21 protein-coding genes are annotated in these 23,205 nt (G+C 70.6%); 13 read left to right on the forward strand and 8 right to left on the reverse strand.

The features are described 5' to 3' along the window. Positions 1 to 20 precede the first annotated feature (20 nt). Positions 21 to 875, reverse strand: a complete 855-nt coding sequence (locus CHAN_RS06460; protein WP_290293038.1) for a peptidylprolyl isomerase — start codon at positions 873 to 875, stop codon at positions 21 to 23. 177 nt (positions 876 to 1,052) lie between these two features. Here CHAN_RS06460 and CHAN_RS06465 point away from each other — a divergent pair, with 177 nt between their 5' ends. Next, positions 1,053 to 1,736: an MBL fold metallo-hydrolase gene (locus CHAN_RS06465; RefSeq protein ID WP_290293040.1), complete on the forward strand. Its 684-nt coding sequence runs from the start codon at positions 1,053 to 1,055 to the stop codon at positions 1,734 to 1,736. 10 nt (positions 1,737 to 1,746) lie between these two features. Beyond that, positions 1,747 to 3,036 carry a histidine--tRNA ligase gene (gene hisS / locus CHAN_RS06470; protein WP_290293042.1) on the forward strand — a complete coding sequence of 430 codons (1,290 nt, stop codon included), beginning with the start codon at positions 1,747 to 1,749 and terminating at the stop codon, positions 3,034 to 3,036. On the opposite strand, the gene CHAN_RS06475 is transcribed toward hisS, so the two are convergent. The 6 genes from CHAN_RS06475 to CHAN_RS06500 all read right to left on the reverse strand — a co-directional run bounded on the left by CHAN_RS06475 (position 3,030) and on the right by CHAN_RS06500 (position 9,095). Beyond that, positions 3,030 to 3,419, reverse strand: coding sequence for a hypothetical protein (locus CHAN_RS06475; RefSeq protein WP_290293044.1), 390 nt, complete (start codon positions 3,417 to 3,419; stop codon positions 3,030 to 3,032). The two genes, hisS and CHAN_RS06475, sit on opposite strands and share 7 nt — an antisense overlap. Before the next feature lie 4 nt (positions 3,420 to 3,423). Beyond that, positions 3,424 to 4,977, reverse strand: a complete 1,554-nt coding sequence (locus CHAN_RS06480; protein WP_290293047.1) for an L-serine ammonia-lyase — start codon at positions 4,975 to 4,977, stop codon at positions 3,424 to 3,426. Between the two features lie 168 nt (positions 4,978 to 5,145). Then, positions 5,146 to 5,727 carry a transglutaminase domain-containing protein gene (locus CHAN_RS06485; protein ID WP_290293049.1) on the reverse strand — a complete coding sequence of 194 codons (582 nt, stop codon included), beginning with the start codon at positions 5,725 to 5,727 and terminating at the stop codon, positions 5,146 to 5,148. A 73-nt stretch (positions 5,728 to 5,800) separates the two neighbouring features. Next, a complete protein-coding gene (locus CHAN_RS06490) occupies positions 5,801 to 6,499 on the reverse strand; it encodes a CE1759 family FMN reductase (protein ID WP_290293053.1) in 699 nt (232 codons plus the stop codon). Positions 6,500 to 6,539: 40 nt separating this feature from the next. Beyond that, entirely contained in the window at positions 6,540 to 7,658 is a 1,119-nt protein-coding gene (locus tag CHAN_RS06495) for an LLM class flavin-dependent oxidoreductase (protein ID WP_048743754.1), read from the reverse strand. A 672-nt stretch (positions 7,659 to 8,330) separates the two neighbouring features. Further along, positions 8,331 to 9,095, reverse strand: coding sequence for a hypothetical protein (locus tag CHAN_RS06500; protein WP_290293055.1), 765 nt, complete (start codon positions 9,093 to 9,095; stop codon positions 8,331 to 8,333). Positions 9,096 to 9,129: 34 nt separating this feature from the next. On the opposite strand from CHAN_RS06500, the gene CHAN_RS06505 reads away from it, so the two are divergent. After that, positions 9,130 to 9,708 carry a DUF4112 domain-containing protein gene (locus tag CHAN_RS06505; RefSeq protein ID WP_290293057.1) on the forward strand — a complete coding sequence of 193 codons (579 nt, stop codon included), beginning with the start codon at positions 9,130 to 9,132 and terminating at the stop codon, positions 9,706 to 9,708. Between the two features lie 108 nt (positions 9,709 to 9,816). On the opposite strand, the gene ypfJ is transcribed toward CHAN_RS06505, so the two are convergent. Next, positions 9,817 to 10,698: a KPN_02809 family neutral zinc metallopeptidase gene (gene ypfJ / locus CHAN_RS06510; protein WP_048743749.1), complete on the reverse strand. Its 882-nt coding sequence runs from the start codon at positions 10,696 to 10,698 to the stop codon at positions 9,817 to 9,819. Positions 10,699 to 10,958: 260 nt separating this feature from the next. On the opposite strand from ypfJ, the gene aspS reads away from it, so the two are divergent. The 10 genes from aspS to CHAN_RS06560 all read left to right on the forward strand — a co-directional run bounded on the left by aspS (position 10,959) and on the right by CHAN_RS06560 (position 23,119). After that, positions 10,959 to 12,809 (forward strand): aspartate--tRNA ligase, encoded by a 1,851-nt coding sequence (aspS, locus tag CHAN_RS06515; RefSeq protein ID WP_290293061.1) that lies wholly within the window; start codon positions 10,959 to 10,961, stop codon positions 12,807 to 12,809. A 70-nt stretch (positions 12,810 to 12,879) separates the two neighbouring features. Next, positions 12,880 to 14,073: a phosphotransferase gene (locus CHAN_RS06520; RefSeq protein ID WP_048743745.1), complete on the forward strand. Its 1,194-nt coding sequence runs from the start codon at positions 12,880 to 12,882 to the stop codon at positions 14,071 to 14,073. Between the two features lie 13 nt (positions 14,074 to 14,086). Beyond that, positions 14,087 to 15,475 carry a replication-associated recombination protein A gene (locus CHAN_RS06525; RefSeq protein ID WP_290293065.1) on the forward strand — a complete coding sequence of 463 codons (1,389 nt, stop codon included), beginning with the start codon at positions 14,087 to 14,089 and terminating at the stop codon, positions 15,473 to 15,475. An 86-nt stretch (positions 15,476 to 15,561) separates the two neighbouring features. Further along, the gene (gene alaS / locus CHAN_RS06530) at positions 15,562 to 18,231 is read left to right on the forward strand and encodes an alanine--tRNA ligase (protein WP_290293068.1); all 2,670 of its coding nucleotides are present in this window, start codon (positions 15,562 to 15,564) and stop codon (positions 18,229 to 18,231) included. Positions 18,232 to 18,254: 23 nt separating this feature from the next. Next, positions 18,255 to 18,755 (forward strand): Holliday junction resolvase RuvX, encoded by a 501-nt coding sequence (gene ruvX, locus CHAN_RS06535; RefSeq protein WP_290293071.1) that lies wholly within the window; start codon positions 18,255 to 18,257, stop codon positions 18,753 to 18,755. A gap of 210 nt (positions 18,756 to 18,965) precedes the next feature. After that, on the forward strand, positions 18,966 to 20,078 hold the full coding sequence (gene mltG / locus CHAN_RS06540) for an endolytic transglycosylase MltG (protein WP_290293388.1): 1,113 nt from the start codon (positions 18,966 to 18,968) through the stop codon (positions 20,076 to 20,078). Then, positions 20,075 to 20,902, forward strand: coding sequence for a shikimate dehydrogenase (locus CHAN_RS06545; protein WP_290293073.1), 828 nt, complete (start codon positions 20,075 to 20,077; stop codon positions 20,900 to 20,902). Before mltG ends, CHAN_RS06545 begins: the two co-directional genes overlap by 4 nt. 9 nt (positions 20,903 to 20,911) lie before the next feature. Further along, a complete protein-coding gene (locus CHAN_RS06550) occupies positions 20,912 to 21,352 on the forward strand; it encodes a prepilin peptidase (RefSeq protein WP_290293075.1) in 441 nt (146 codons plus the stop codon). 30 nt (positions 21,353 to 21,382) lie between these two features. Beyond that, positions 21,383 to 22,576 carry a chorismate synthase gene (gene aroC / locus CHAN_RS06555; protein ID WP_290293077.1) on the forward strand — a complete coding sequence of 398 codons (1,194 nt, stop codon included), beginning with the start codon at positions 21,383 to 21,385 and terminating at the stop codon, positions 22,574 to 22,576. Between the two features lie 12 nt (positions 22,577 to 22,588). Beyond that, positions 22,589 to 23,119, forward strand: coding sequence for a shikimate kinase (locus CHAN_RS06560; protein ID WP_290293079.1), 531 nt, complete (start codon positions 22,589 to 22,591; stop codon positions 23,117 to 23,119). Positions 23,120 to 23,205: the final 86 nt, after the last annotated feature.

Consider the following 23,205-nt stretch of genomic DNA (forward strand, 5'->3'; position numbering starts at 1 on the left):
GCCGGTGCCGGGAGGCCGGACTAGGAGACGGTGGCCGTCTCGATGCGGACCTCTTCCTTGGGCTTGCCGTCGGTCTGGCCGCCGTCGATGCCCTTGCCGGCGATGCCCTTGGCCACCTTGAGGCCCTCCGGCGTCATGGTGCCCAGCACCGAGTAATTCGGCTGAAGCTGGCTGGGGCCGTAGTTGAGGAAGAACTGCGAGCCGTTGGTGTCCGGGCCGGAGTTGGCCATGGCGATGGAGCCCTCGGGGTAGATGGTCTCCTGCGGGACGTTCGGCTGGTCCTTCGGGTACTCGTCGGCGAAGGTGAAGCCGGGGCCGCCGGCGCCGGTGCCCGTGGGATCGCCGCACTGCAGGACCTGGAGGCTGCCGGCGGTCATGCGGTGGCAGACCGTGTCGTTGTAGTAGCCCTCCTTGGCCAGGTGCTCGATGGCGTTGACGCCGCAGGGGGACAGGGAACGGTCGAGCTCCATGGGGATGTCGCCCTGGTTGGTCTTCAGCGTCACCGTGACCTTGCCCGTGGCGGGGACGTTGTCGGCGGACGGGGCGGAGACTTCCTTGGCGGCCGCGCCGCCCCCGGCCGGGTACTTGCAGGTGACGGTGTCGGGGAGCTTCTCGGCGCGGGCCATGGCCAGCGGGGTCAGCTGCGGGGCGGACGTCGGGGTCTGGCTGGCGGTGACGTCCTCGCCGTCCTTCGCGTCGTCCTTTTCGCCGCCCATGGTGGTCAGGAACCAGATGCCGCCGACCAGCACGACCAGGATGGCAAGCGTGGCCACGACGACGCCCAACGGCTTGACCTTCTCCGCCCGGTCGCGGCGGCCGAGCTCGCGCTCGAGGTTCTTCATCGCCTCGCGGCGTCGCTGTTCATTGCCCTGCACGGTTACCTCTTTCGATCGTTGACCGGTCTGCCGTGACATTATGCCCTGCCGCGGCCCCGCACCGGGGAACCGGGCCGGGGGGCGTCGCGGCGGGGCGGGGGCGGCGAAGTAGTATGTTCGACGAAACACTGCCCGGCGACGCCGTCGTCACCCGCTTCCCACCCCGATTGGAGTCCCATGGAGATCATCGGTTTCCCCTCCGGTCCGCTCGAGACCAACTGCTACGTCGCCACCGGCCACACGATGGACGGCGACGCCGCCGACGGACCGGTCCCCGTGGTCATCATCGACCCGGGCATGGACGCGCTGGGCCGCCTGAAGCGGGAGTGCGAGGAGCGCAACCTCAAACCGGAGGCGGTGCTGCTGACCCACGGGCACATCGACCACACCCGCGACGTCGGCGACGTGTCCCGCGAGTGGGGGATCCCGGTGTACATCAGCCCGCATGACCGTTTCATGCTGGAGAATCCGCTCATCGGCGCGGGGCTCAGCCTGGGCAAGATGTTCAACGTCGCGGAGATGGTGCCGCCGACCGACATCCACGACCTCGACGACGGCGACGAGGTCAAGTTCGCCGGCCTGGCCTTCGAGGTCATCCACGCCCCGGGGCATTCGCCGGGCTGCATCATGCTGCGCGCCTTCGACGGCGGCGACGAGATCGTCTTCTCCGGGGACGTGCTGTTCGCCGGTTCGATCGGCCGCACCGATCTTCCGGGTGCCGACCCGCAGGACATGATGGATTCGCTGAAGAACCGCGTCCTGCCGCTCGACGACGACCTGACCATCCTGCCGGGCCACGGCCCGACGTCCACGATCGGCCGGGAGAAGGCCCATAATCCGTTCCTCGCGCAGGTGAAGTAAGGTTGCCCGGGTGACCGAGCAGCAGAAGAAGCAGAAGATCCGTCCCTTCACCGCGCCGAAGGGCGTGCCGGACTACGTGCCGCCGACGTCGCGCGCCTTCGAGGCCGTGCGGGGTTACCTGCAGCATCGCGCCCGCCTGGCGGGGTACGAGCACATCGAGCTGCCCGTCTTCGAGGACACCGGCCTGTTCGCCCGCGGCGTGGGCGAGTCCACCGACGTGGTGTCGAAGGAGATGTACACCTTCGCCGACCGCGGCGACCGGTCCGTGACGTTGCGCCCGGAGGGCACCGCGGGCGTCATGCGCGCGGTGATCGAGCACAACCTCGACCGCGGCCAGCTGCCGGTGAAGCTGTCCTACGCGGGCCCGTTCTTCCGTTACGAGCGCCCGCAGGCCGGCCGTTACCGCCAGCTGCAGCAGGTCGGCGTGGAGGCCATCGGCGTCGATGATCCGGCCCTGGACGCCGAGGTCGTCGCGCTGGCGGACGCCTCCTTCCGCGGCATCGGGCTGACCGGCCACCGACTGGAGCTGACGTCGCTGGGCGACGATTCCTGCCGCCCGGAGTACCGCCGCAAGCTGCAGGACTTCCTCTTCGCCCTGCCGCTGGACGAGGAGACCCGCCGCCGCGCCGAGCTCAACCCGCTGCGCGTGCTCGACGACAAGCGCCCCGAGGTCAAGGAGATGACCGCCGACGCCCCGGTGATGCTCGACCACCTGTCGCCGGAGTGCCGCGCCCACTTCGAGACCGTCACCGGCCTCCTCGACGACATGGGCGTGGAGTACGTGATCAACCCGCGCATGGTCCGCGGCCTGGATTACTACACCAAGACCTGCTTCGAGTTCGTCCACGATGGTCTGGGCGCGCAGTCGGGCATCGGCGGCGGCGGCCGCTACGACGGCCTGATGGCCCAGCTCGGCGGCCAGGAACTGTCGGGCATCGGCTTCGGCCTGGGCGTCGACCGCGCGCTGCTGGCCCTGGAGACCGAGGGCAAGACCTTCGGCGGCGAGCGCCGCGTGGACGTCTACGGCGTGGCCCTCGGCGAGGACGCCTCCCGCGCGATGGCGGTTCTCGTCGGCAAGCTCCGCGACGCGGGGATCAGCTCCGACATGTCCTACGGCGGCCGCGGCCTGAAGGGCGCGATGAAGGGCGCCGACCGCGCCGGCGCGCGTTTCGCCCTGGTGCTCGGCGAGTCCGAGCTCGAGGCGGGCGAGGTCCAGCTCAAGGACTTGACGTCGCACGAGCAGCACGCGATCTCGCTTGACGACGCCGTCGCCCAGCTCAAGGCGCGCCTGGATCAGTAGGGGCGCCGCAGTTCCATTGCCGAGGCGATGGCGATCGCGGCGCACACCGGCGCCCAGAACCGTTCCTTCGGGGACGGCGACGCGGCATTCGGGATCACGGCCACGGCCATGACTCCGGCGACGACGCGGAGCATCCCGCGCGGCGCGGCCCCCGCGCCGATCATCGCGGCGGACGCCAGATAAGCCGGTGCCGCGACCGCGCTGATGGTCCGGAGCCGGGCCGGGAGCCGGCCGGGGTGCCCGCCTCCATAGGCCGCCGAGCCCCAGGGCATCCCGGCGGCGAGACCGGCCTGGAAGAGTCCGAGGGCGGCCAAACCCGACGTGGCGGCGATTCTCGTGGCCGCGATTCCGGTGGCGGCGATTTTGGTGATGGGCACCGGCATGAGGTCAGCACTCCGTCCTGTTCACGGGCATGCGCAGGGCGACCGCGAGGCCGCCGGTCGAGGTCTCCTTGTACTTGGTCATCATGTCGCGTCCGGTGGCGGCCATCGTCGCGACTGCCTCGTCGAGGGTCACCGCATGGTCGCCGTCGCCGAGCCGCGCCAGCCGAGCGGCGTTGATCGCCTGCACCGCGGCGACGGCGTTGCGCTCGATGCAGGGAATCTGGACGAGCCCGCCGACGGGATCGCAGGTCAGCCCCAGGTTGTGCTCGAGGGCGATCTCCGCGGCGTTCTCCACCTGGCGCGGGTCGCCGCCCATCACTTCGCACAGGCCAGCCGCCGCCATCGCCGCCGCCGATCCGACCTCGCCCTGGCAGCCGACTTCGGCGCCGGAGATCGAGGCGTTTTCCTTCACCACGATGCCGATCGCCCCGGCCGCGAGCAGGAACCGGCGCGCCGCCTCGGGCGTGAAACCGGCGACGTAGACCCGTGCGTAGCGCATCACGGCGGGCACGATTCCCGCGGCGCCATTGGTCGGCGCGGTGACCACGCGGCCGCCGGCGGCGTTTTCCTCGTTGACGGCCAGCGCCCACAGGTTCACCCATTCCATGGCGGCCAGGGCGTCGGCTTTCTCGTCGGCGCGTGCCGATAACAACCTGCGGTGCAGTTCGAAGGCGCGGCGCCGGACGCCGAGGCCGCCGGGGAGGATGCCCTCGGCGGCCATGCCCGCGTCGATGCACTCGCGCATCGTCCGCCACACGGCGTCCAAATGCCCGTCGACGGTTTCGGGACCGCCGTGCAGAGCCGCTTCGTTGGCGGCCATGACTTCGGCGACGTCGAGGCCGGAATCCCGGCAGCGGGCCAGCAACTCGTCGCCCGTCGTGAATGGGTGGGGCACCGCGCCGCGGCGTCCGGCGGTCGATGCGCCGGCGCCCAGGCCGGATTCCGCGGCGTTTTTCGCGGCCATGTCCTCACCGGACAGGACGAACCCGCCGCCGACGGAGAACCACTCCTGGGTGAACTCTTCGTCCCCGGCTCGTGCGGTGAAGATCATGCCGTTGGGGTGGCCGTCGATTTCCCGCGGATCGAAGGTGATGCGGTAGGAGAAGGCGCCGGATTCAGCGTGAACCGTTCCGGTGGCGGGGATGTCGGTGCCCGGCAGTGGTTCGGCGTCCGGCGGCACGGTCTCCGGCGCGTGGCCCGCCAAGCCTAGGAGCACCGCGCGATCGGTGCCGTGGCCCCGACCGGTTGCCGCAAGCGATCCGCGCAATTCGACGTCGACGGTCAACGAATCCGTCCGAGAACATGCATTGGCCCGGGATGGGTCACCGACCGGAGCAGCAGCGTCGCCCCGGGATGAGTCGTCGACCGGAGCAGTAGCGTCGCGAAGCTTCTGCGGCAGCTCGGTGGCCGAAGCAGGAACGCTCGCCGGGGAAGCGGCGTCGCGAAGCTTCTGGGGCAGCCCCCGCATGAACCCTGCGGCGGCCCACATGGGGCCGACGGTGTGCGAGGAGGAGGGGCCGATGCCGATGCTGAACAGATCGACGACGCTGATGGTCATGTGAGCCACATTACAAATTTGGGGCCTCGCCGGTGTTTTGGCTGCTGCACGACGATCCCGTCGGCGTCCTCGCCGAAGTGCCGCGCGGTGCGAACGCCGTCTCGGACATCACGGCTGTTGCGTGAGAGGGGCCGTCTGGCTCACCTATGCGCGATCAGGGTTGCGCGATCACGGTTGCGCGGGAAAGCGGCCTCCCTCGCGCAGGGCCGTCACGACGGCGGGCGACGGTTCGGCGTGGATCTCCGGAAGGTTGCGCTCGAAGGGGTGCTGCAGCGCGCGGGTCTGCCACTCGTGGCCGGAATTGCGGGGGTCACCCGCGGGGTGGCGGGGGTCGAGCAGCAGCCATCCGCCGGTCTCGGACAGGTACGGGGCCCACGCGGCGACGATGCCGTGGAGCACGGTGCCGCCCACTCCGTCGTCGACCTCCTGGTACCGCAGTCCGGCGGGGATGCCGTTGGCCCGCAGCAGTGCGGCGAGAAGGTGCGCCTGGGCGTAGCAGTAGCCGGCGCCCGCCTCGAGCGTTTCGGAGGCGGTGACGGGAGTATTGGCCTCGATCGTCGTGGCGACCGGATGCCGGGCGCCGCCGTCGACATCGGACGCATGCGCGATTCGGTCGCGGACGTGGGCGAACGTCGCCGCGATGGTGGCGTCCGGGGTCTCGGCGCGCAGCTCTTCGGCCAGCGCCGCGACCCGGGGATGGTCCGCGTCGATGATCGCGGACGAGGCGAGGAAGGATTCGTCGGGGAGCATGGGAAACAATCTAGGCGACGGCGGATCGGGAGCCGGGAACGGTCTTATCCGGAAGGACCTAACCCAGATGGCCTTAACCCAGATGGCCCTTGAGCAGCTCGCCGAAGGAGGGGCCGCCGGATTCCTCGATTCCGGCGCCCGACCGGCGGGTGGCGCCCGCCGCCAAACCTCCGACGCCCTGCGCCAGGACCAGATCGGCGAGTTCGCCGGCGGCGCGGGACACCCGCGCGGTCAGGGGAGCGGTGCCTTCCGCGTGTCCGCCGTGAGACCCACCGGCCCCGTTCCCGCCGCCGGTGAAGGTGGCGGCGCCGAAATCATCCGTCGCCGCGAACACGCCGGTCGGCGCGACCATCGCGCCCATGTACGAAAACAGCGGGCGCATGGCGTGATCGATCGCCAACGAATGGCGTGCCGTTCCGGCGGTCGCGCCGAGGAGGGCGGGCACGGACCGCAGGGCGCCGTCGTCAAGCGAATCGACGAACATCTTGAACAGTCCCGAATACGAGGCCTTGAACACCGGCGACACCGCGATGACGGCATCTGCGGAAGCGACGGTGCGGCGCGCGTCGTCGAGGGCCCGCGACGACAGTCCGCCGACGGTGAACGCGTCCGCCAGGTCGCGGGCGAGATCGCGGACCTCGATGAACGTGACCTCGGCGGATTCGCCGCGTGCGGTGATGGCGGCGACGGTGGCGTCGGCAAGCATGTCCGCCAGCCGGCGCGTCGACGACGGCGTGGACAGTCCGGCCGTGATGACTGCGATGGTGCGCAACGGATGCTCCTTTCCGGGGGCGTGCGTGGGTTGCCGCCCGCTACTTGTCCTCGACGCGGCCCGGCTGGATCCTGTGGTGCGGGTGGTCGCGGTCGAGCTTCAGCGTGGCGTGGGTGGGCGGATCCGAGGGGACGTGCTCCGGGCGACGGGCCTCCATGCGGCGGCGGACCTCCGGCACGACCTCCCTGCCCAGGATCTCGATCTGCTCAAGGACGACCTCCAGCGGCAGGCCGGCATGGTCCATGAGGAAAAGCTGGCGCTGGTAATCGCCCACCCAGTCCGCGAATTGCATGGTGCGCTCGATGACCTGCTCGACGGTGCCGACGGTCAGCGGCGTCATCTCCGTGAACTCCTCCAGCGACGGGCCGTGGCCGTACACCGGGGCGTTGTCGAAATAGGGGCGGAAGAACTTCTTCGCCTGCTCCTCCGTGTCGCCGATGAACACCTGCCCGCCGAGGCCGACGGTCGCCTGATCGGCGCGGCCGTGGCCGTACTGCTCGAAGCGGCGGCGGTAGATGCCCACCATCTTCGCCGTGTGCTCCTTGTTCCAGAAGATGTTGTTGTGGAAGAAGCCGTCGCCGTAGAACGCGGCCTGCTCCGCGATCTGCACCGAACGGATGGAGCCGTGCCACACGAACGGCGGGGTGTCGTCCAGCGGCCACGGCGTGGACACGTACCCCTGCAACGGCGTGCGGAACTCGCCCGACCAGTTGACCGGGCGCTCGCGCCACAGGCGGCGCAGCAGGTGGTAGTTCTCCACCGCCAGCGGGATGCCCTGGCGGATGTCCTTGCCGAACCACGGGTACACCGGGCCGGTGTTGCCGCGGCCCATCATGAGATCGACGCGGCCGCCCGACAGGTGCTGCAGGAAGGCGTAGTCCTCGGCGATTTTGACGGGGTCGTTGGTGGTGATCAGCGTCGTCGCCGTGGACAGCTGCAGCTTCTCGGTCTTGGCCGCGATGTAGCCGAGGTGGGTGGTCGGGGAGGAGGGCACGAACGGCGGGTTGTGGTGCTCGCCCGTGGCGAAGACGTCCAGGCCCACTTCCTCGGCCTTCAGCGCCATTTGGGTCATGGCGTTGATGCGCTCGTGCTCGGTGGGCGTGGTGCCGTCCGTCGGGTCCGTGGTGACGTCGCCGATCGTGAAAATGCCGAACTGCAAGGTGGCTCCTGGTGGGGTGGGGGTGTGGTCCGGTAGTGGGTGGCGCGCCGGCGTTTCGATGCGCCGACACTCTGACGCTTCGACGCCTGATGCGCGATGCGCGGCGCCCGACGCCTGACGCCTGACGCCTGACGCCTGACGCCTGACGCCTGACGCCTGACGCCTGACGCTTCTAATGGTGACGTGTCAACAATAGCGCTGTGAGTGGATTTATGCAAGAGGGTCTGCGGGGTGTGCCTAGCAGGCCATTACCGGGGTTCGGAGGGTACGGAAAGACCGTCACCGGATCCGGAGGTGCGCGTCAGGAAGGCCGTCGCCGGGGTTCGGGGGTATGAAAAGGCCGTTAGCGGGCCCGGAGGTGCGCGTGGCGTGTGCCGGGGGCGTCTGGAGTGTTTGCGCGCAGTCCAAGTTCGGTCTCGTTCGTCACATCAGCACCAACGTCGGCCCTGAGCGTTCAATTTGAAACAAAGGGCCGGCAAAACACCAGGTGTTTTGCTCCAACCGTGTTTCAAAATCAACGCGATCGGGAGGTGTTGTGGCTGGTGTGACTGCGGGGCCCGATTGAGAGGTGTCGGCGGCGGAGCGGAGCGCGTTAGGCCCATTCCAAGCGTCTGGAGTGCATCGGGAGCCGACGACGGGAAGCCGCGCCAATACGGATCAAACCAACACCGACTAATACGACCCGACCTGCACCTCGGCCCACAGCGCCGGAAGATCCGCGCCACCGACCACTCGCAGCGGTTTCTGGTCCGGCCGGCCATGCTCGGTGATGATCAACGCCCGCGGCACCAGTCCGTCCTCGCCGGGAATGGTCAGGGCGGCCACGGCATCCTGCACAGTCACCGCGCGGGGCATGAAGTACGGCTCATCCCGCGAACCCGCCCATTCGAGCACGTCGGAGACCGTCTTCGCCTCGAGCCGGCCATCGTCGCCGTAGTCGTGGGCGACCCAAATCGCGATGGCATCCGTCGTCAGCAGCGCGGTGCACGTGCCGCCGTCGACGCCGCCCTCGTACACCGGGAACTGGGAGTAGGTGGACTCGGCGAGCACCGCGAACACCTTCTCCACGGAATCCTCCGGAGTCACCGTCACCGGCCTGCGCGGCGGCAGCACCCCGAGCACCAGCGGCGGATCGATGAGGTTGCGGGCCAGCCGCTCGATGTCCGCGACGGTTTCGGGCAGCGGGTCCGCTATGGGCCGGCCGTTTCGGTACTCGCCATGGCTGATCGCGTTGCGCAGGTCGGAAAACGCCATGAGGGCGGAACGCTGGCCGTCGGAAAGCAAATGCCTGCGATGCGCCAAGTTGACCATCCACTTGAAACCGTCCGACTGTTTCGCCCGCAGCTCGCGGCGCAGGTGCGCCTCGATGTCGTTGAAGGACGCGAGGAAGGCGGTGGCGTTGCCGCCGGAAACGTCGCCGCGAAGTGCATCGCTCATGTCGGCCAGGCTACCGGCGCCTACGCTGGAGGGCATGAACGCGAATCACCCGCACGCACGCCGCAATGGCCGGGGCCGCGGCGCCCGCAACTCGCCCGATTCCGCCGCGACCGACGTCGCCGCAGCCGGCGGCCCGGACACGTCCGCGCCCCGGACGATCAACCGCACCTCGCGCGTCATCGCGCACGTGATGGACGACCTCATCGCCATCCCCGGCACCAACCGCCGCATCGGGCTCGACCCGATCATCGGGCTCATCCCGGGCGTCGGCGACGCCGCCGGGGCCGTGGCCACCGCCGGGTTGCTCATCGACGGCGTGCGCTACCGCGTTCCGTTCATCGTGCTGCTGCGCATGGCGTTCAACCTGCTGCTCGACATGACGCTCGGGGCCATCCCCGTCGTCGGCGACGCATTCGACTTCCTCTTCCGCGCGAACATCCGCAACGAACGCCTCATGGTGAAGGCGCTCGAGGACCCCGCCGGATCGGCGAAGTCCTCGAAGCGCTACCTCATCGGCGCGGGCGTGCTGCTGGCGGTCCTGGCGGTGCTCATCGTCGCGCTGACCATCGGCGCGATCTGGGGCGTGATCGCGCTCATCCGGGCGGGGTACTAGTTACATCCGGAAACCGGGGCGTAGATCCGGAAACCCGGGGGCCGGGCGGGTTTGCGGGGCCGGTCGGGCGTCCACCCCGGCCCCGCCCCGGCCCGGCGCTGTCCCGTTCTAGCGGTACACCCCGCGGCCGAGGGTGTCGCACTGCGCCAGCTTGCCGCTGTTGTAGCCGGTCAGGAAGGCGTCGGCGCGTTGTTCGGAGGAGCCGTGCGTCCACAGGTCGGGGCGGATGCCGCCGCCGGAGTGGCTCTGGATGGTGTCGTCGCCGATGGCGCGGGCGGTGCGCACGGCGTCGGCGACCTGCTTCTGGGTCAGCGGCTCGAGGATCGCGTCGGGGCCCTTGTCGGCGTAGTGCGCCCAGAACCCGGCGTAGCAGTCGGCCTGCAGCTCGATTTTCACGGCGTCCGATTCGGGGCCCGGTTCGTTGTAGTTGGACCGGCCGAGCGTGTTCTCCAGCTTCTGGATGTGGTGGCCGAACTCGTGGGCCACCACGTACTGCTGCGCGAGCGGGCCGTCGCCGCCGCCCATGCGCTCGAGCTGGCCGAAGAACGAGGTGTCGAAGTACGAGGTCTCGTCGGCGGGGCAGTAGAACGGCCCGGTAGACGCCGACGCGGGGCCGCAGCCGGAGTTCGTCGAACCCTCGAAGATGACCATCCCCGGCTTCGTGTACTGGATGCCGGCCTGCGCGGGCAGCTGCTCGGCCCACACCCGGTCGACGGACTCGCCGGTGAACATGATGCGGCAGTCGACGTACTTGTTGCCGTCGTCGCCGGTTTGGCAGTGGTCGAAGCCGCCCTGGGCGTTTTGCTGGTCGCCGCCCTGCTGGGGCGGCGGGGACTGCAGGACCTCGGACGGGTCGCCGCCGAGGAGGAGGATGAGGCCGACGACGAGCAGGCCGGTGAGGCCGCCGCCCACCGCGATGCCGCCGCCGCGGCCGCCGCCACCGCGGCGCGCGCGGTCGCCGCTCTTCTGGAAATCGGAACGGAACGTCATAAACCGAGTATGCCAGCATGAATGCCGTTTCGGCAGCCCGACACGGCGCCGCTCCCGGCACGACTGCCGTCCGCGGTGGCTCGCGTCCCCGGCACCGCGGCTGCCTCGCCGCCGCGCCGTCGCCTGGTCCGGCGGTGCTTTACGACGGCCCGGCCCCCGAACCCATCCGCCGCGACGGGTAGACTGCCATCGACGCACGCCCGGGAGGGCGTCGATTCTCGGTTGAACATTTCTGGCAAGACATTGGAAGGACCCCAATAGTGCTGCGTACGCATCTCGCCGGCGAGCTCCGCGCCGACCAGGCCGGACAGTCCGTCACCCTCACGGGTTGGGTGGCCCGCCGCCGCGACCACGGCGGCGTCATCTTCATCGACCTGCGCGACCGTTCGGGCCTGGCCCAGGTCGTGTTCCGCGAAAGCGAGGTCGCCGAGCGCGCCCACCACCTGCGCAGCGAGTTTTGCGTGCGGGTGACCGGCGTCGTCGAGAAGCGCCCGGAGGGTTCGGAGAACCCGAACCTGGCGTCCGGCGAGATCGAGCTCAACGTCTCCGAGCTGGAGATCCTCAACGAGTCCGCGGCTCTGCCGTTCCAGCTCGACGATGCGTCCAGCGCCAACGAGGTCGGCGAGGAAACCCGCCTGAAGTACCGCTACCTGGACCTGCGCCGCGAGGGCCCGGCCAAGATCATGCGCCTGCGCGCCGCTGTCAACCGCGCCGCCCGCCGGGTGCTGGACTCCCATGACTTCACCGAGATCGAAACCCCGACGCTGACGCGCTCCACCCCCGAGGGCGCCCGCGACTTCCTGGTGCCGGCCCGCCTGAAGCCGGGATCCTTCTACGCCCTCCCGCAGTCGCCGCAGCTGTTCAAGCAGCTGCTGATGGTCGGCGGCCTGGAGCGCTACTACCAGATCGCCCGCTGCTACCGCGACGAGGATTTCCGCGCCGACCGCCAGCCGGAGTTCACCCAGCTGGACGTCGAGATGAGCTTCGTCGAGCAGGACGACGTCATCGCGCTGGCCGAGGAGATCCTGGTGGCCATCTGGCGCGAGGGCGGCTACGAGATCACCACCCCGATCCCGCGCATGACCTACCGCGAGGCCATGGAGAAGTACGGCTCCGACAAGCCGGACCTGCGCTTCGACATCCAGCTGACCGACTGCACCGAGTTCTTCGCCGACACCACCTTCCGCGTTTTCAAGAACGACTACGTCGGCGCCGTGGTCATGGAGGGCGGCGCCTCGCAGCCGCGCCGCCAGCTCGACGCCTGGCAGGAGTGGGCCAAGCAGCGCGGAGCCAAGGGTCTGGCGTACATCCTGGTCGGCGAGGACGGCGAGCTGTCCGGCCCGGTGGCCAAGAACATCACCGACGCCGAGCGCGAGGGCATCGCCGCCCACGTCGGCGCGAAGCCGGGCGACTGCATCTTCTTCGCCGCCGGCGACGCGAAGTCGGCGCGCGCCCTGCTGGGCGCGGCCCGCGGCGCCATCGCCGAGAAGCTGGGCCTGATCAAGGACGGCGACTGGGCCTTCACCTGGGTCGTCGACGCCCCGATGTTCGAGCCCGCCGCCGACGCGAAGGCCTCCGGCGACGTCGCCCTCGGCCACTCCGCCTGGACCGCCGTGCACCACGCGTTCACGTCGCCCAAGCCGGAGCACCTGGACACCTTCGACCAGGAACCGGGCGAGGCGCTGGCCTACGCCTACGACATCGTGTGCAACGGCAACGAGATCGGCGGCGGTTCCATCCGAATCCACCGCCAGGACGTGCAGAAGCGCGTGTTCGAGGTCATGGGCATCTCCGACGAGGAGGCCCACGAGAAGTTCGGCTTCCTGCTCGACGCCTTCGCGTTCGGCGCCCCGCCGCACGGCGGCATCGGCTTTGGCTGGGACCGCATCGTGTCCCTGCTGGCCGGCGTCGACTCCATCCGCGAGACCATCGCCTTCCCGAAGTCCGGCGGCGGCGTCGACCCCCTGACCGACGCGCCCGCGCCGGTGACCGCCCAGCAGCGCAAGGAGTCCGGCATCGACTTCAAGCCGAAGGCGGACAAGAAGCAGGGGCAGCAGGGCGGGCAGGCCCGGAAGAGCCCGCAGGACCAGAACAAGGACGACAACAACTAGCCGACGGCCGGCGACCGCGCATCAGGCGGGCGCCACCGGCGGTCTTACGGGCCCCGGGCCCAAGGAGATCATGGAATCCCTCGACCACAAGAGCAACGAGCACGACGTCGCGGACATCATCGCGACGGCCGGCGAGCTCCTGGCCTCCCGTTTCGGCGGGCGCCCGGAGCTGACGGACCCCGAAGACCTCGGCGGTTCGAGCCGGGCGATGGTCGTGCGGCTCCGAGTGTCGCCGAATCCGTTCCTGCCGGTGCGCTCCGTCGTCGTCAAGCGGATGCCGGAGTCGTCGGCGGTCGGCGCCGACCCGGCGCTGCTGCGCGAGATCGTGGCGTACCAGTTCGCCACCTCCCTGCCCGAGGACGTCCGGCCCGGGCCGGAGCTTCTGGCCCATGACGTCGAGCAGCGGATCATCGTCATCTCCGACGCCGGCGACGCGCCGACGCTGTTCGACGTGCTGGAATCCAACGACTCGGCCGAGCGCCTGCGCGCGCTGCGGGCGATCGGCGCGGCACTGGGCCGGATGCACGCGGGCACGGCGGAGCGCGAGGACGGCTTCAACACGCTGCTGTCCCGCATGTGGGCCCGCCACCGCGCGGGCGAGGACGTCTCCGGCGAGCGCGACCGCGGCATCGTCCGGGCGATCGAATCCGGGATGAGCCGGCTGGAGCGCCTGGGCGTCCCCGTGACGGACGGCGTGCGGCGCCTGGCCGGCGAGGCCGCGCGACGCATTTCCTCGGGCCACCACCGGGCGTTCACGCCGTTCGACCTGGCGCCCGACAACATCCTCATGGGCAACCGCGTCGCCTTCCTCGACTACGAGTGGGCGGGCTTCCGCGACGCCACGTTCGACGTCGCCAGCGTCATCGCGGGCTTCCCGCTGCACGTGTTCACCGAGCCTCCGACGGCGGAGGAGTCCGAGGCGTTCATCCGCTCGTGGGTCGAGGAGGTCCGCGTGCTGTGGCCGGAGGCCGTGGGCGATCAGCACCTGCGCACGCGCCTGATGACCGCGCTGCTGGGCTGGACGCTGATCACGGTGACCATCCTCCATTACGGCTCGCCGCAGGAGGCGCTGACCGCCGGCGCCGACGCCCCCGAGGACCGCGAGGGGGAGGACCCGACGTCGCTGGGCGGCGGGGTGCTCGAACGCCGCGATCTGCTGTGGACCGCGCGCGCCCTGGTGGAGTTCTCGGGCGGTTGCGAGGACCCGCGGTCCGGCGAAGTCGGCGACTTCGCGCGCGCGATCATCGACCTGGCGGCGGAGTAGGCGGGAGGCGGACATGGCCGGCGAGCCGGGGCTCTTCGACGACCCGGGCGCGGGCGGTCCGGCGTCCGGCGGCGGTGCCGCCAACGGGGGCGCGGACGCCGGCGCGTACTTCCACCCGGGCGCCCACGCGCCGTTGGCCGTGAAGATGCGCCCGCGCACGCTCGACGAGGTCGTGGGCCAGAAGCACCTGCTGGGCGACGGCGCCCCGCTGCGCCGGCTGGTCGACGGCGGGGGAGACACCTCGGTGATCCTCTTCGGCCCGCCCGGCACCGGCAAAACCACGCTGGCCAGCTTGATTTCGACGTCGACGGGCCGCCGCTTCGAGGCGCTGTCGGCCCTCAACGCCGGCGTCAAGGAGGTCCGCGCGGTCATCGAGCGGGCGCGCGGGCACCTGGTCCGCGAGGGCGTGCAGACGGTCCTCTTCATCGACGAGGTCCACCGCTTCTCCAAGACGCAGCAGGACGCGCTGCTCGGCGCGGTGGAGAACCGCACCGTGCTGCTCGTCGCGGCGACGACGGAGAACCCCAGCTTCTCCGTGGTGTCGCCGCTGCTCAGCCGTTCGCTGCTGCTGCAGCTGGAACCGCTTTCCGACGGCGACGTCGCCGAGGTCATCCGCCGCGCCGTCGAGGACGAGCGCGGATTGAACGGCCGGATCGCCGTCGCCGACGATGCCCTGCACCAGCTCGTGGCGCTGGCCGGGGGAGACGCCCGCCGCTCGCTGACGTACCTGGAAGCCGCCGCCGAAGCCGTCCCCGACGGCGGCACGCTCGACGAGGCGACCGTGCAGGCGTCGGTCAACCGCGCCGTGGTGCGCTACGACCGCGACGGCGACCAGCACTACGACGTCACCAGCGCGTTCATCAAGTCGGTGCGCGGCTCCGACGTCGACGCCGCCCTGCACTACCTCGCCCGCATGATCGAGGGCGGGGAAGACCCCCGGTTCATCGCACGCCGCATCATCATCCTGGCCAGCGAGGACATCGGCATGGCGGACCCCACGTCGCTGCAGGTCGCCGTCGCCGCCGCCGAGGCCGTGCAGCTCATCGGCCTGCCCGAGGGGCGCCTGCCGCTGGCCCAGGCCGTCATCCACCTGGCCACCGCCCCGAAATCCAACTCGGTCATCTCCGCCATCGACGCCGCCCTGAAGGACGTGCGCGCCGGCAACTACGGCGCCGTGCCCCCGCACCTGCGCGACGGGCACTACTCCGGCGCGAAGGCCCTGGGCAACGCCGTGGACTACGACTACCCCCACGACGATCCGAAGGGCGTCGTCACGCAGCAGTACCCGCCGGACCAGCTCGCCGACGCGGAGTACTACCGCCCCGGCACCCACGGCCGGGAACGGGCGATGCGCGACCACATGGCCACCCTGCGCGGCATCGTCCGGGGGAAGCGGAAGTAGCCCGGGCCGAGGGGGTATGCTGGCACGGCTGACGCCGCCGCCGGGCGGCAAACCACCCGACCGTCGTGAAAGAGGGACCCGACTCCGTGCAGACCCATGAGATCCGGAAGCGTTTCATCGACCATTTCGTGAACGCGGGGCACACCGAGGTCCCCAGCGCGTCGCTGGTGCTGGACGACCCGAACCTGCTGTTCGTCAACGCCGGCATGGTCCCCTTCAAGCCGTACTTCCTGGGCCACCAGACCCCGGAGTTCGCCACGGCGACGTCGATCCAGAAGTGCGTGCGCACCCTCGACATCGAGGAGGTGGGCATCACCACCCGCCACAACACCTTTTTCCAGATGGCCGGCAACTTCTCCTTCGGCGACTACTTCAAGGAAGGCGCGATCAAGCACGCCTGGGCGCTGCTGACCAACCCCGTGGACGAGGGCGGCTACGGCATCGACCCCGAGAAGCTGTGGGTGACGGTCTACCTCGACGACGATGAAGCGCACGACATCTGGCGCGACGGCGTCGGCGTGCCCGAGGAGCGCATCCAGCGCCGCGGCATGGCCGACAACTACTGGTCGATGGGCGTGCCCGGCCCCTGCGGCCCGTGCTCCGAGATCTTCTACGACCGCGGCCCCGAGTACGGCGTCGACGGCGGCCCGGAGGCCGACGAGGACCGGTACATCGAGATCTGGAACCTCGTGTTCATGCAGAACGAGCGCGGCGAGGGCACCGGCAAGGACTCCTTCGAGATCCTCGGCCCGCTGCCGAAGAAGAACATCGACACCGGCATGGGCATCGAGCGCGTCGCGTTCCTGCTGCAGGGCGTCGAGAACGTCTACGAGACCGACCTGCTGCGCCCCGTCATCGACGTCGCCGAGAAGCTGACCGGCGCCACCTACGGCGCCGGCGGCGACGAAGGCGAGCGCGACGACGTCCGCTTCCGCGTGATCGCCGACCACTGCCGCACCGGCCTGATGCTCATGCTCGACGGCGTCACCCCGTCGAACTCCGACCGCGGGTACATCCTGCGCCGCCTGCTGCGCCGCATCATCCGCTCGGCCCGCCTGCTCGGCGCGACCGGCGAGACCCTGCAGCCGCTGATGGAGTCCGTCCGCGACACCATGACGCCGTCCTACCCGGAGATCACCGAGAACTGGGACCGCATCCTGCGCGTGACGCTGACGGAGGAGAAGGCCTTCCTGAAGACCCTCGAGGCCGGCACCCACCTGTTCGAGAACGTCGCCGCGAAGGCGAAGGCCGAGGGGTCGACGTCGCTGTCCGGCGCCGACGCCTTCGCGCTGCACGACACGCACGGTTTCCCCATCGACCTGACCATGGAGATGGCCGCCGAGGCCGGCCTGGTCGTCGACCGCGACGAGTTCGACCGCGAGATGGCCGAGCAGCGCGCCCGCGCGAAGGCCGACAACGCGGCGAAGAAGCGCACCCACGGCGACCTCGGCGTCTACCGCGAGTTCATCGACGAGCACCCGACCGTGTTCACCGGCTTCGACACGCTCGTCGACGAGGCCACCGTCATCGGCCTGGTCGGCGACGGCGCCCGTCTGGAGCGCGCGTCGGAGGGGGCGGACGTCGAGCTGATCCTCGACCGTTCCCCGCTGTACGCCGAGGGCGGCGGCCAGCTGGCCGACCACGGCCGCATCACCACCGCCTCCGGCGCGGTGCTGGTGGTCGACGACGTCCAGCGCGTGGGCAAGAAGCTGTGGCTGCACAAGGGCCGCGTCGTCGGCGGCGAGCTCGCCGTGGGCGAGCTGGCCGAGGTCGCCGTCGACCCGGCGTGGCGCCACAAGGCGGAGCAGGCCCACTCGGCCACGCACCTGATCCACGCCGCGCTGCGCGAGGTGCTGGGCCCCGCGGCCACGCAGGCCGGTTCGATGAACAAGCCGGGCTACCTGCGCTTCGACTTCAAGTACGGCGAGCAGCTGACCCCGGAGCAGGTGTCGCGCATCGAGGCCATCGCCAACGAGGCCGCCGACGCCGACTACCGGGTCAACACCATCGAGACCTCCCTGGAGGAGGCCCGCGCGATGGGCGCCCTGGCGCTGTTCAGCGAGAACTACGGCGACCGCGTGCGCGTGGTCGAGATGGGCGGCCCGTTCTCGATGGAGCTGTGCGGCGGCACCCACGTCGACCACACCTCGCAGATCGGCCCGGTGGCCGTGCTCGGCGAGTCCTCCGTCGGCTCCGGCGTGCGCCGCATCGAGGCCTACTCGGGCCTGGATTCCTTCCGGTACCTGTCCACCGAGCGCCTGCTCGCCGAGCGTCTCGCCGCGGAGTTCAAGGCCCCGTCGGCGCAGCTGCCCGACCGCATCGCCGCCCTGTCCGAGCGGCTGAAGGCCGCGGAGAAGCAGGTCGCCGACCTGAAGGCCGCGCGCCTGCTCGCCGACGCCCAGTCGCACCTGGACAAGGCGCGCGTCATCGGCGACGTGACCTACCTCGGTCTCCAGCTGCCCGCCGGCACGCAGGCCAAGGACATCCGGTCCCTGGCCAACGATCTGCGCGGCCGGCTCAACGACCGCGCGGCGATCATCGCGCTGGCCGCCGAGGCCGACGGCAAGGCGCCGTTCGCGGTGGCCGTCACCGACGCGGGCGTCGAGGCCGGCCACAAGGCCGGTGACCTGGTCAAGCTGCTCGGCGAGCGCATCGGCGGCCGCGGCGGCGGCAAGCCGCAGCTGGCCCAGGGCTCCGGTTCCGAGCCCGCCGGCATCGACGCCGGCCTCGCGGCCATCGCGGACTCGCTGGCCTAGGCCGCGCGAGGCGGAGGCGGAACATGGCGAAGCTCGAGATCGACCGGCCCGGCGCCGATGACCCGGGCCGCGGCCGGCGGCTGGGCATCGACGTCGGCGACGTCCGCGTGGGAGTCGCCATGTCCGATCCCGACGGCCTGCTGGCCACGCCGGTGGAGACGATCACCCGGGAGACCGGGCGGCGGGGCCCCGACGGCGCGGACATCGACCGGCTGGTGGAGCTCGCCGAGGAACTGGACGTCGTCGAGATCGTCATCGGCCTGCCCCTCATGCTCGACGGCACGCCGGGCACGTCCGCGCGCAAGGCGGGCGACGTGGCCTTCCGGCTCGGGCGCCGGTTGGGTGGGGGCGTGCGCATCCGCATGGCGGACGAGCGCATGACGACGGTCATGGCGCAGTCACGGCTCCATCAGGCGGGGCGGGACGTCAAGAGCGGCCGGAGCGTCATCGATCAGGCCGCCGCGGTGGAGATCCTGCAGTCGTGGCTGGATCAGCGCCGCGACTTCCTGCGCGCCGCACCGTGACCCGAGCGCGACACTCCGTGACTGAAATGTGACAATCGGGCGGTACATGGGGGAGAATCAACAAGATTGTCCCGACCACCCGTCTGCGGTCGGGTGCCCGTCCCCGAGGAGACCGAGATGAGCACTGGCCCGAAGTCGGCCGCAAGGACCAAGAGAACCGCGAAGCCGGGCAAGGCCCGCCGCGGACGCGTCCGCCGCCGCCAGACGTCGATGGCCATCAACGTCGTGTCGATCCTGCTGAGCGTCATCATCCTCGCCGGCGTCGGTTTCCTCTGGTTGCGCGGCGGCGTGTCCGGCGACTACACGGGCGACGGCAACGGCGAGACCGTGGTCGTGGAGGTGGCGCAGGGCGCGTCGCTGTCGGACCTGTCCACGGAGCTCAAGAAGCAGGACGTCGTGGCCACGGAGGACGCCTTCATGTCCGCGGCCAACAACCACGCCCGCTCGGGCGAGCTGCAGCCGGGCTTTTACCGGCTGCAGAAGAGGATGTCGGCGGACTCGGCGGTGGAGGCCCTGCTCAATCCGTCGAACCAGGCGGGCACGGTCGACATCCCGACGGGCACGCGTTTGATGGACACCCACATCGTGGCGTCCGATGACGTGCGCAAGGGCATCTTCACGCTCATCTCCGAGGCGTCGTGCATGGGCGAGGGCAACTGCATTTCGGTCGACGCCCTGAAGAACGCCGCGGGCACCATGGATCCGGCGTCGCTCGGCGTGCCCGCGTGGGCCGCGAAGGAGGTCGCCGCCCGCGGCGACGACCCGCGCCGCATCGAGGGCCTGATCACCCCGGGCGTTCACCAGTTCAACCCGCAGTCGTCCGCCGCCGAGGTTCTGTCCTCGCTGGTGTCGGAGTCGGCGGCGCGGTACGAGCAGACCGGCCTGGAGGCCTCGGCGCAGCGAGTCGGGCTGTCGCCGTACGAGATGATCACCGCAGCGTCGCTGGTCCAGATGGAGGCGCCGCGCGGGGACTTCGACAAGGTCGCCCGGGTCATCCTCAACCGCCTGCAGGAGCCCATGCGCATGCAGTTCGACTCGACGGTCAACTACGACCTGCCGGACCAGGAGATCGCGACCACCGACGAGGACCGCGCCCGGGTCACCGCGTGGAACACCTATGCCAAGGACGGCCTGCCGGAGACTCCGATTTCGTCGCCGTCCATCGAGGCCATCACCGCGATGGAGAATCCGGCCGAGGGCACGTGGCTCTACTTCGTCACCGTGGACAAGAATGGCCGGACCGTCTTCACCACGACGTTCGAGGAGCACCAGGCGGCGATCCAGGAGTCCATCGCCAACGGCGTGCTGGATTCGAACCGATGAGCCGCCCCGCGATCGCGCACCGCGCCGCCGTCCTCGGCGACCCTGTGGAGCATTCCCGGTCGCCGCTGATCCACAACGCGGGCTACGCGGCGCTGGGCCTCGACGATTGGGAGTACGGCCGTTTCCGCTGCACGGCGGAGGAGCTGCCGCGCATCGTCGGCGAGGCGGACGACTCCTACGCGGGTTTCTCGGTGACCATGCCGGGCAAGTTCGCGGCCCTGGATTTCGCGGACGAGGCCACCGACCGCGCCCGCGCCATCGGTTCGGCCAACACGCTGGTGCGCACCGGCGGCGGGTGGCGGGCCGACAACACCGATTGCGACGGCGTGGCCGGCGCGCTGCGGGAACTTGGCGCGCACCGGCTGCCGGACGGCCGGGCGGTGCTGGTCGGCGCGGGCGGCACCGCGCGGCCTGCGCTGTGGGCGCTGGCGCATGCCGGGGTCAAGCGCATTTCGGCGGTGGCCCGCTCCGAGCGGGTGTACGCGCTGGAGCCCCTGGCGGCGCAGCTCGGCGTGAGCTTCACGTGGGTGCCGTTCACGGCGCCGAATCTGGCGGACGTCGCAGGTTCTGCGGACGTCCTGGTCTCCACTGTGCCGTCGGAGGCTTTGGAGAGCTACGCGGGCCAGCTGGCCCGGGCGCCGAAGATCCTCGACGTCATCTACGACCCCTGGCCGACGCCGCTGGTCCGCGCCGCCGAGCGCAACGGCCACGCCGCGTTGGGCGGGCTGACCATGCTGCTGCACCAGGCCCTCGGCCAGTTCGAGCAGTTCACGGGCAAGCGGGCCCCCGAGGCCGCCATGCGAGAGGCCGCGTTTTCGGGTTGACTTCCCCTCATGGGGCCGGGGGATCTGTCGGGGGCCGTCTTCTGGTGCGCATACGCACTGTGGGCGGCGTGGCTCGCGTGGCATGACCTGAGTTCGCGGCGGCTTCCGGACCACCTGACTCTGTCGGCCGTGCCGGTGGCCGCGCTTTTTTCGCTTCACGACGCCGCGTTCGCCGGTTTCCTCGCGGGCGCCGCCCTGTGGTCGGGCGCGTACGCGGCCGTGGGCGTCGCAAAGCCGGGGGCCATGGGCGGCGGCGACGTGAAACTCGCCCTGGCGCTCGGCGGCATCGCGGGGTGGTCGGCGGGGATCCCGGGCACGTTGGCGGCGATGATCGCTGCCGGGCTGCTCACGGCGGCGGCCGGTGCGATCGCCCGGAAACGGGCCGTGCCGCACGGCCCGTCGATGCTCGTGGCCTGCGCGGGGGTCGCCCTCGGGGGACCAATGGCGTGATCGCCGTTACGAACATGAGATGATGTCCGCATGCTTCGATGGACCACCGCAGGAGAATCGCACGGGCAGGCGCTCGTCGCCATGGTCGAGGGCGTTCCCGCCGATTTCCCCGTCACCCGGGAGGACATCTCCCGACAGCTCGCGCGGCGCCGCCTCGGCTACGGCCGCGGCGCCCGCATGAAGTTCGAGGCCGACGAGGTCACGCTGCTCGGCGGCGTGCGCCACGGCCGCACCCTGGGCTCGCCCGTGGCCATCATGATCGGCAACACCGAGTGGCCGAAGTGGACCACCGTCATGAGCGCCGACCCGGTCGACCCGTCCGAGCTCGACGGCGCCCGCGGGGCCACGCTGACCCGCCCGCGCCCCGGCCACGCCGACTTCAACGGCATGCTCAAGTACGGCCACACCGACGCCCGCAACATCCTGGAGCGCTCGTCGGCCCGCGAGACCGCCGCCCGCGTCGCCGCCGGCACCGTCGCGCGGTCGATCCTCCGCGAGGCGCTGGGCGTGGAGATCGTCAGCCACGTCATCTCGATCGGCGCCTCCGAGCCGTACGTCGGCGAGCTGCCGACCTTCGCCGACCAGGACGCCATCGACGAGTCGCCGGTGCGCGCGTTCTCCAAGGAGGCCGAGGAGTCGATGGTCGCCGAGATCGAGGCCGCGAAGAAGCAGGGCGACACCCTCGGCGGCATCGTCGAGGTCGTCGTCCACGGCCTGCCGATCGGCCTTGGCTCCCACATTTCCGGCGAGGAGCGCCTGGACGCGCAGCTGGCGTCGGCGCTGATGGGCATTCAGTCCGTGAAGGGCGTCGAAATCGGCGATGGTTTCGAGGAAGCCCGGCGCCGCGGCACGCAGGCCCACGACGAGATGGTCCGCGTCGAGGGCGGCGCGGGCGTCGACCGGCTGACCAACCGCGCCGGCGGCCTCGAGGGCGGCATGACCAACGGCCAGCCGCTGGTCGTCCGCGCGGCGATGAAGCCGATCTCCACCGTTCCCCGCGCCCTGAAGACCGTGGACATGGAGTCCGGCAAGGCCGCCACCGCCATCCACCAGCGCTCCGACGTGTGCGCGGTGCCCGCCGGCGGCGTCGTCGCCGAAACGATGGTCGCGCTGACCCTGGCACGCGCGGTGACCGAGAAGTTCGGCGGAGATTCGCTGACGGAGCTGCGCCGCAACGTCGACGGCTACCTCGCCCAGGTCGCGGACCGTCTGGACTGGGAGTAGGTTTCGGCGACGATGGCAACTCCCCGCGTAGTTCTGGTTGGCCCGCCCGGCGCCGGCAAGTCGACGATCGGCCGCCGCCTGTCCCGGGCCCTGCATGCGCCGCTGACCGACACCGACCACCTCATCGAGGAGCGGGAGGGCGACACCTGCGGCAACGTGTTCACGTCCCTGGGCGAGCCGCGCTTCCGCGAGATCGAGGAAGAGGTGATCGCCGAGGCGCTGCAGCGCCCGGGCATCGTCTCGCTCGGCGGCGGCGCGGTGCTCTCCGAGGCCACGCGCAACCTGCTGGCCGACCATGACGTCGTCTACCTGGAGGTCAGCGTCGACGAGGGCGTGCGCCGCACGTCCGGCGAAACCGGCCGTCCCGTCCTCTCCGCCGACGACCCCGCCGAGCACTACCGCAGGCTGTACGAGTACCGCCGCCCGTTCTACGAGGAAGTGGCCAGCTTCAAGGCGCGCTCCGATTCCCGTTCGCCGCAGCGCGTGGTCGCCGAGATCCTCGGCTACCTCGATTCCGCGGACGGCGACGACGAACGGGACTGAATGGATAAGCTCGGCGGCAGCCGGGCGCCATCCGCGACCCGGCCGCGCATTCGAGCGCGGCCGTTTCCACATTCCCCCGAAAGGAC

It is taken from the genome of Corynebacterium hansenii, from assembly GCF_030408795.1.
Taxonomy (GTDB): Bacteria; Actinomycetota; Actinomycetes; order Mycobacteriales; family Mycobacteriaceae; genus Corynebacterium; species Corynebacterium hansenii.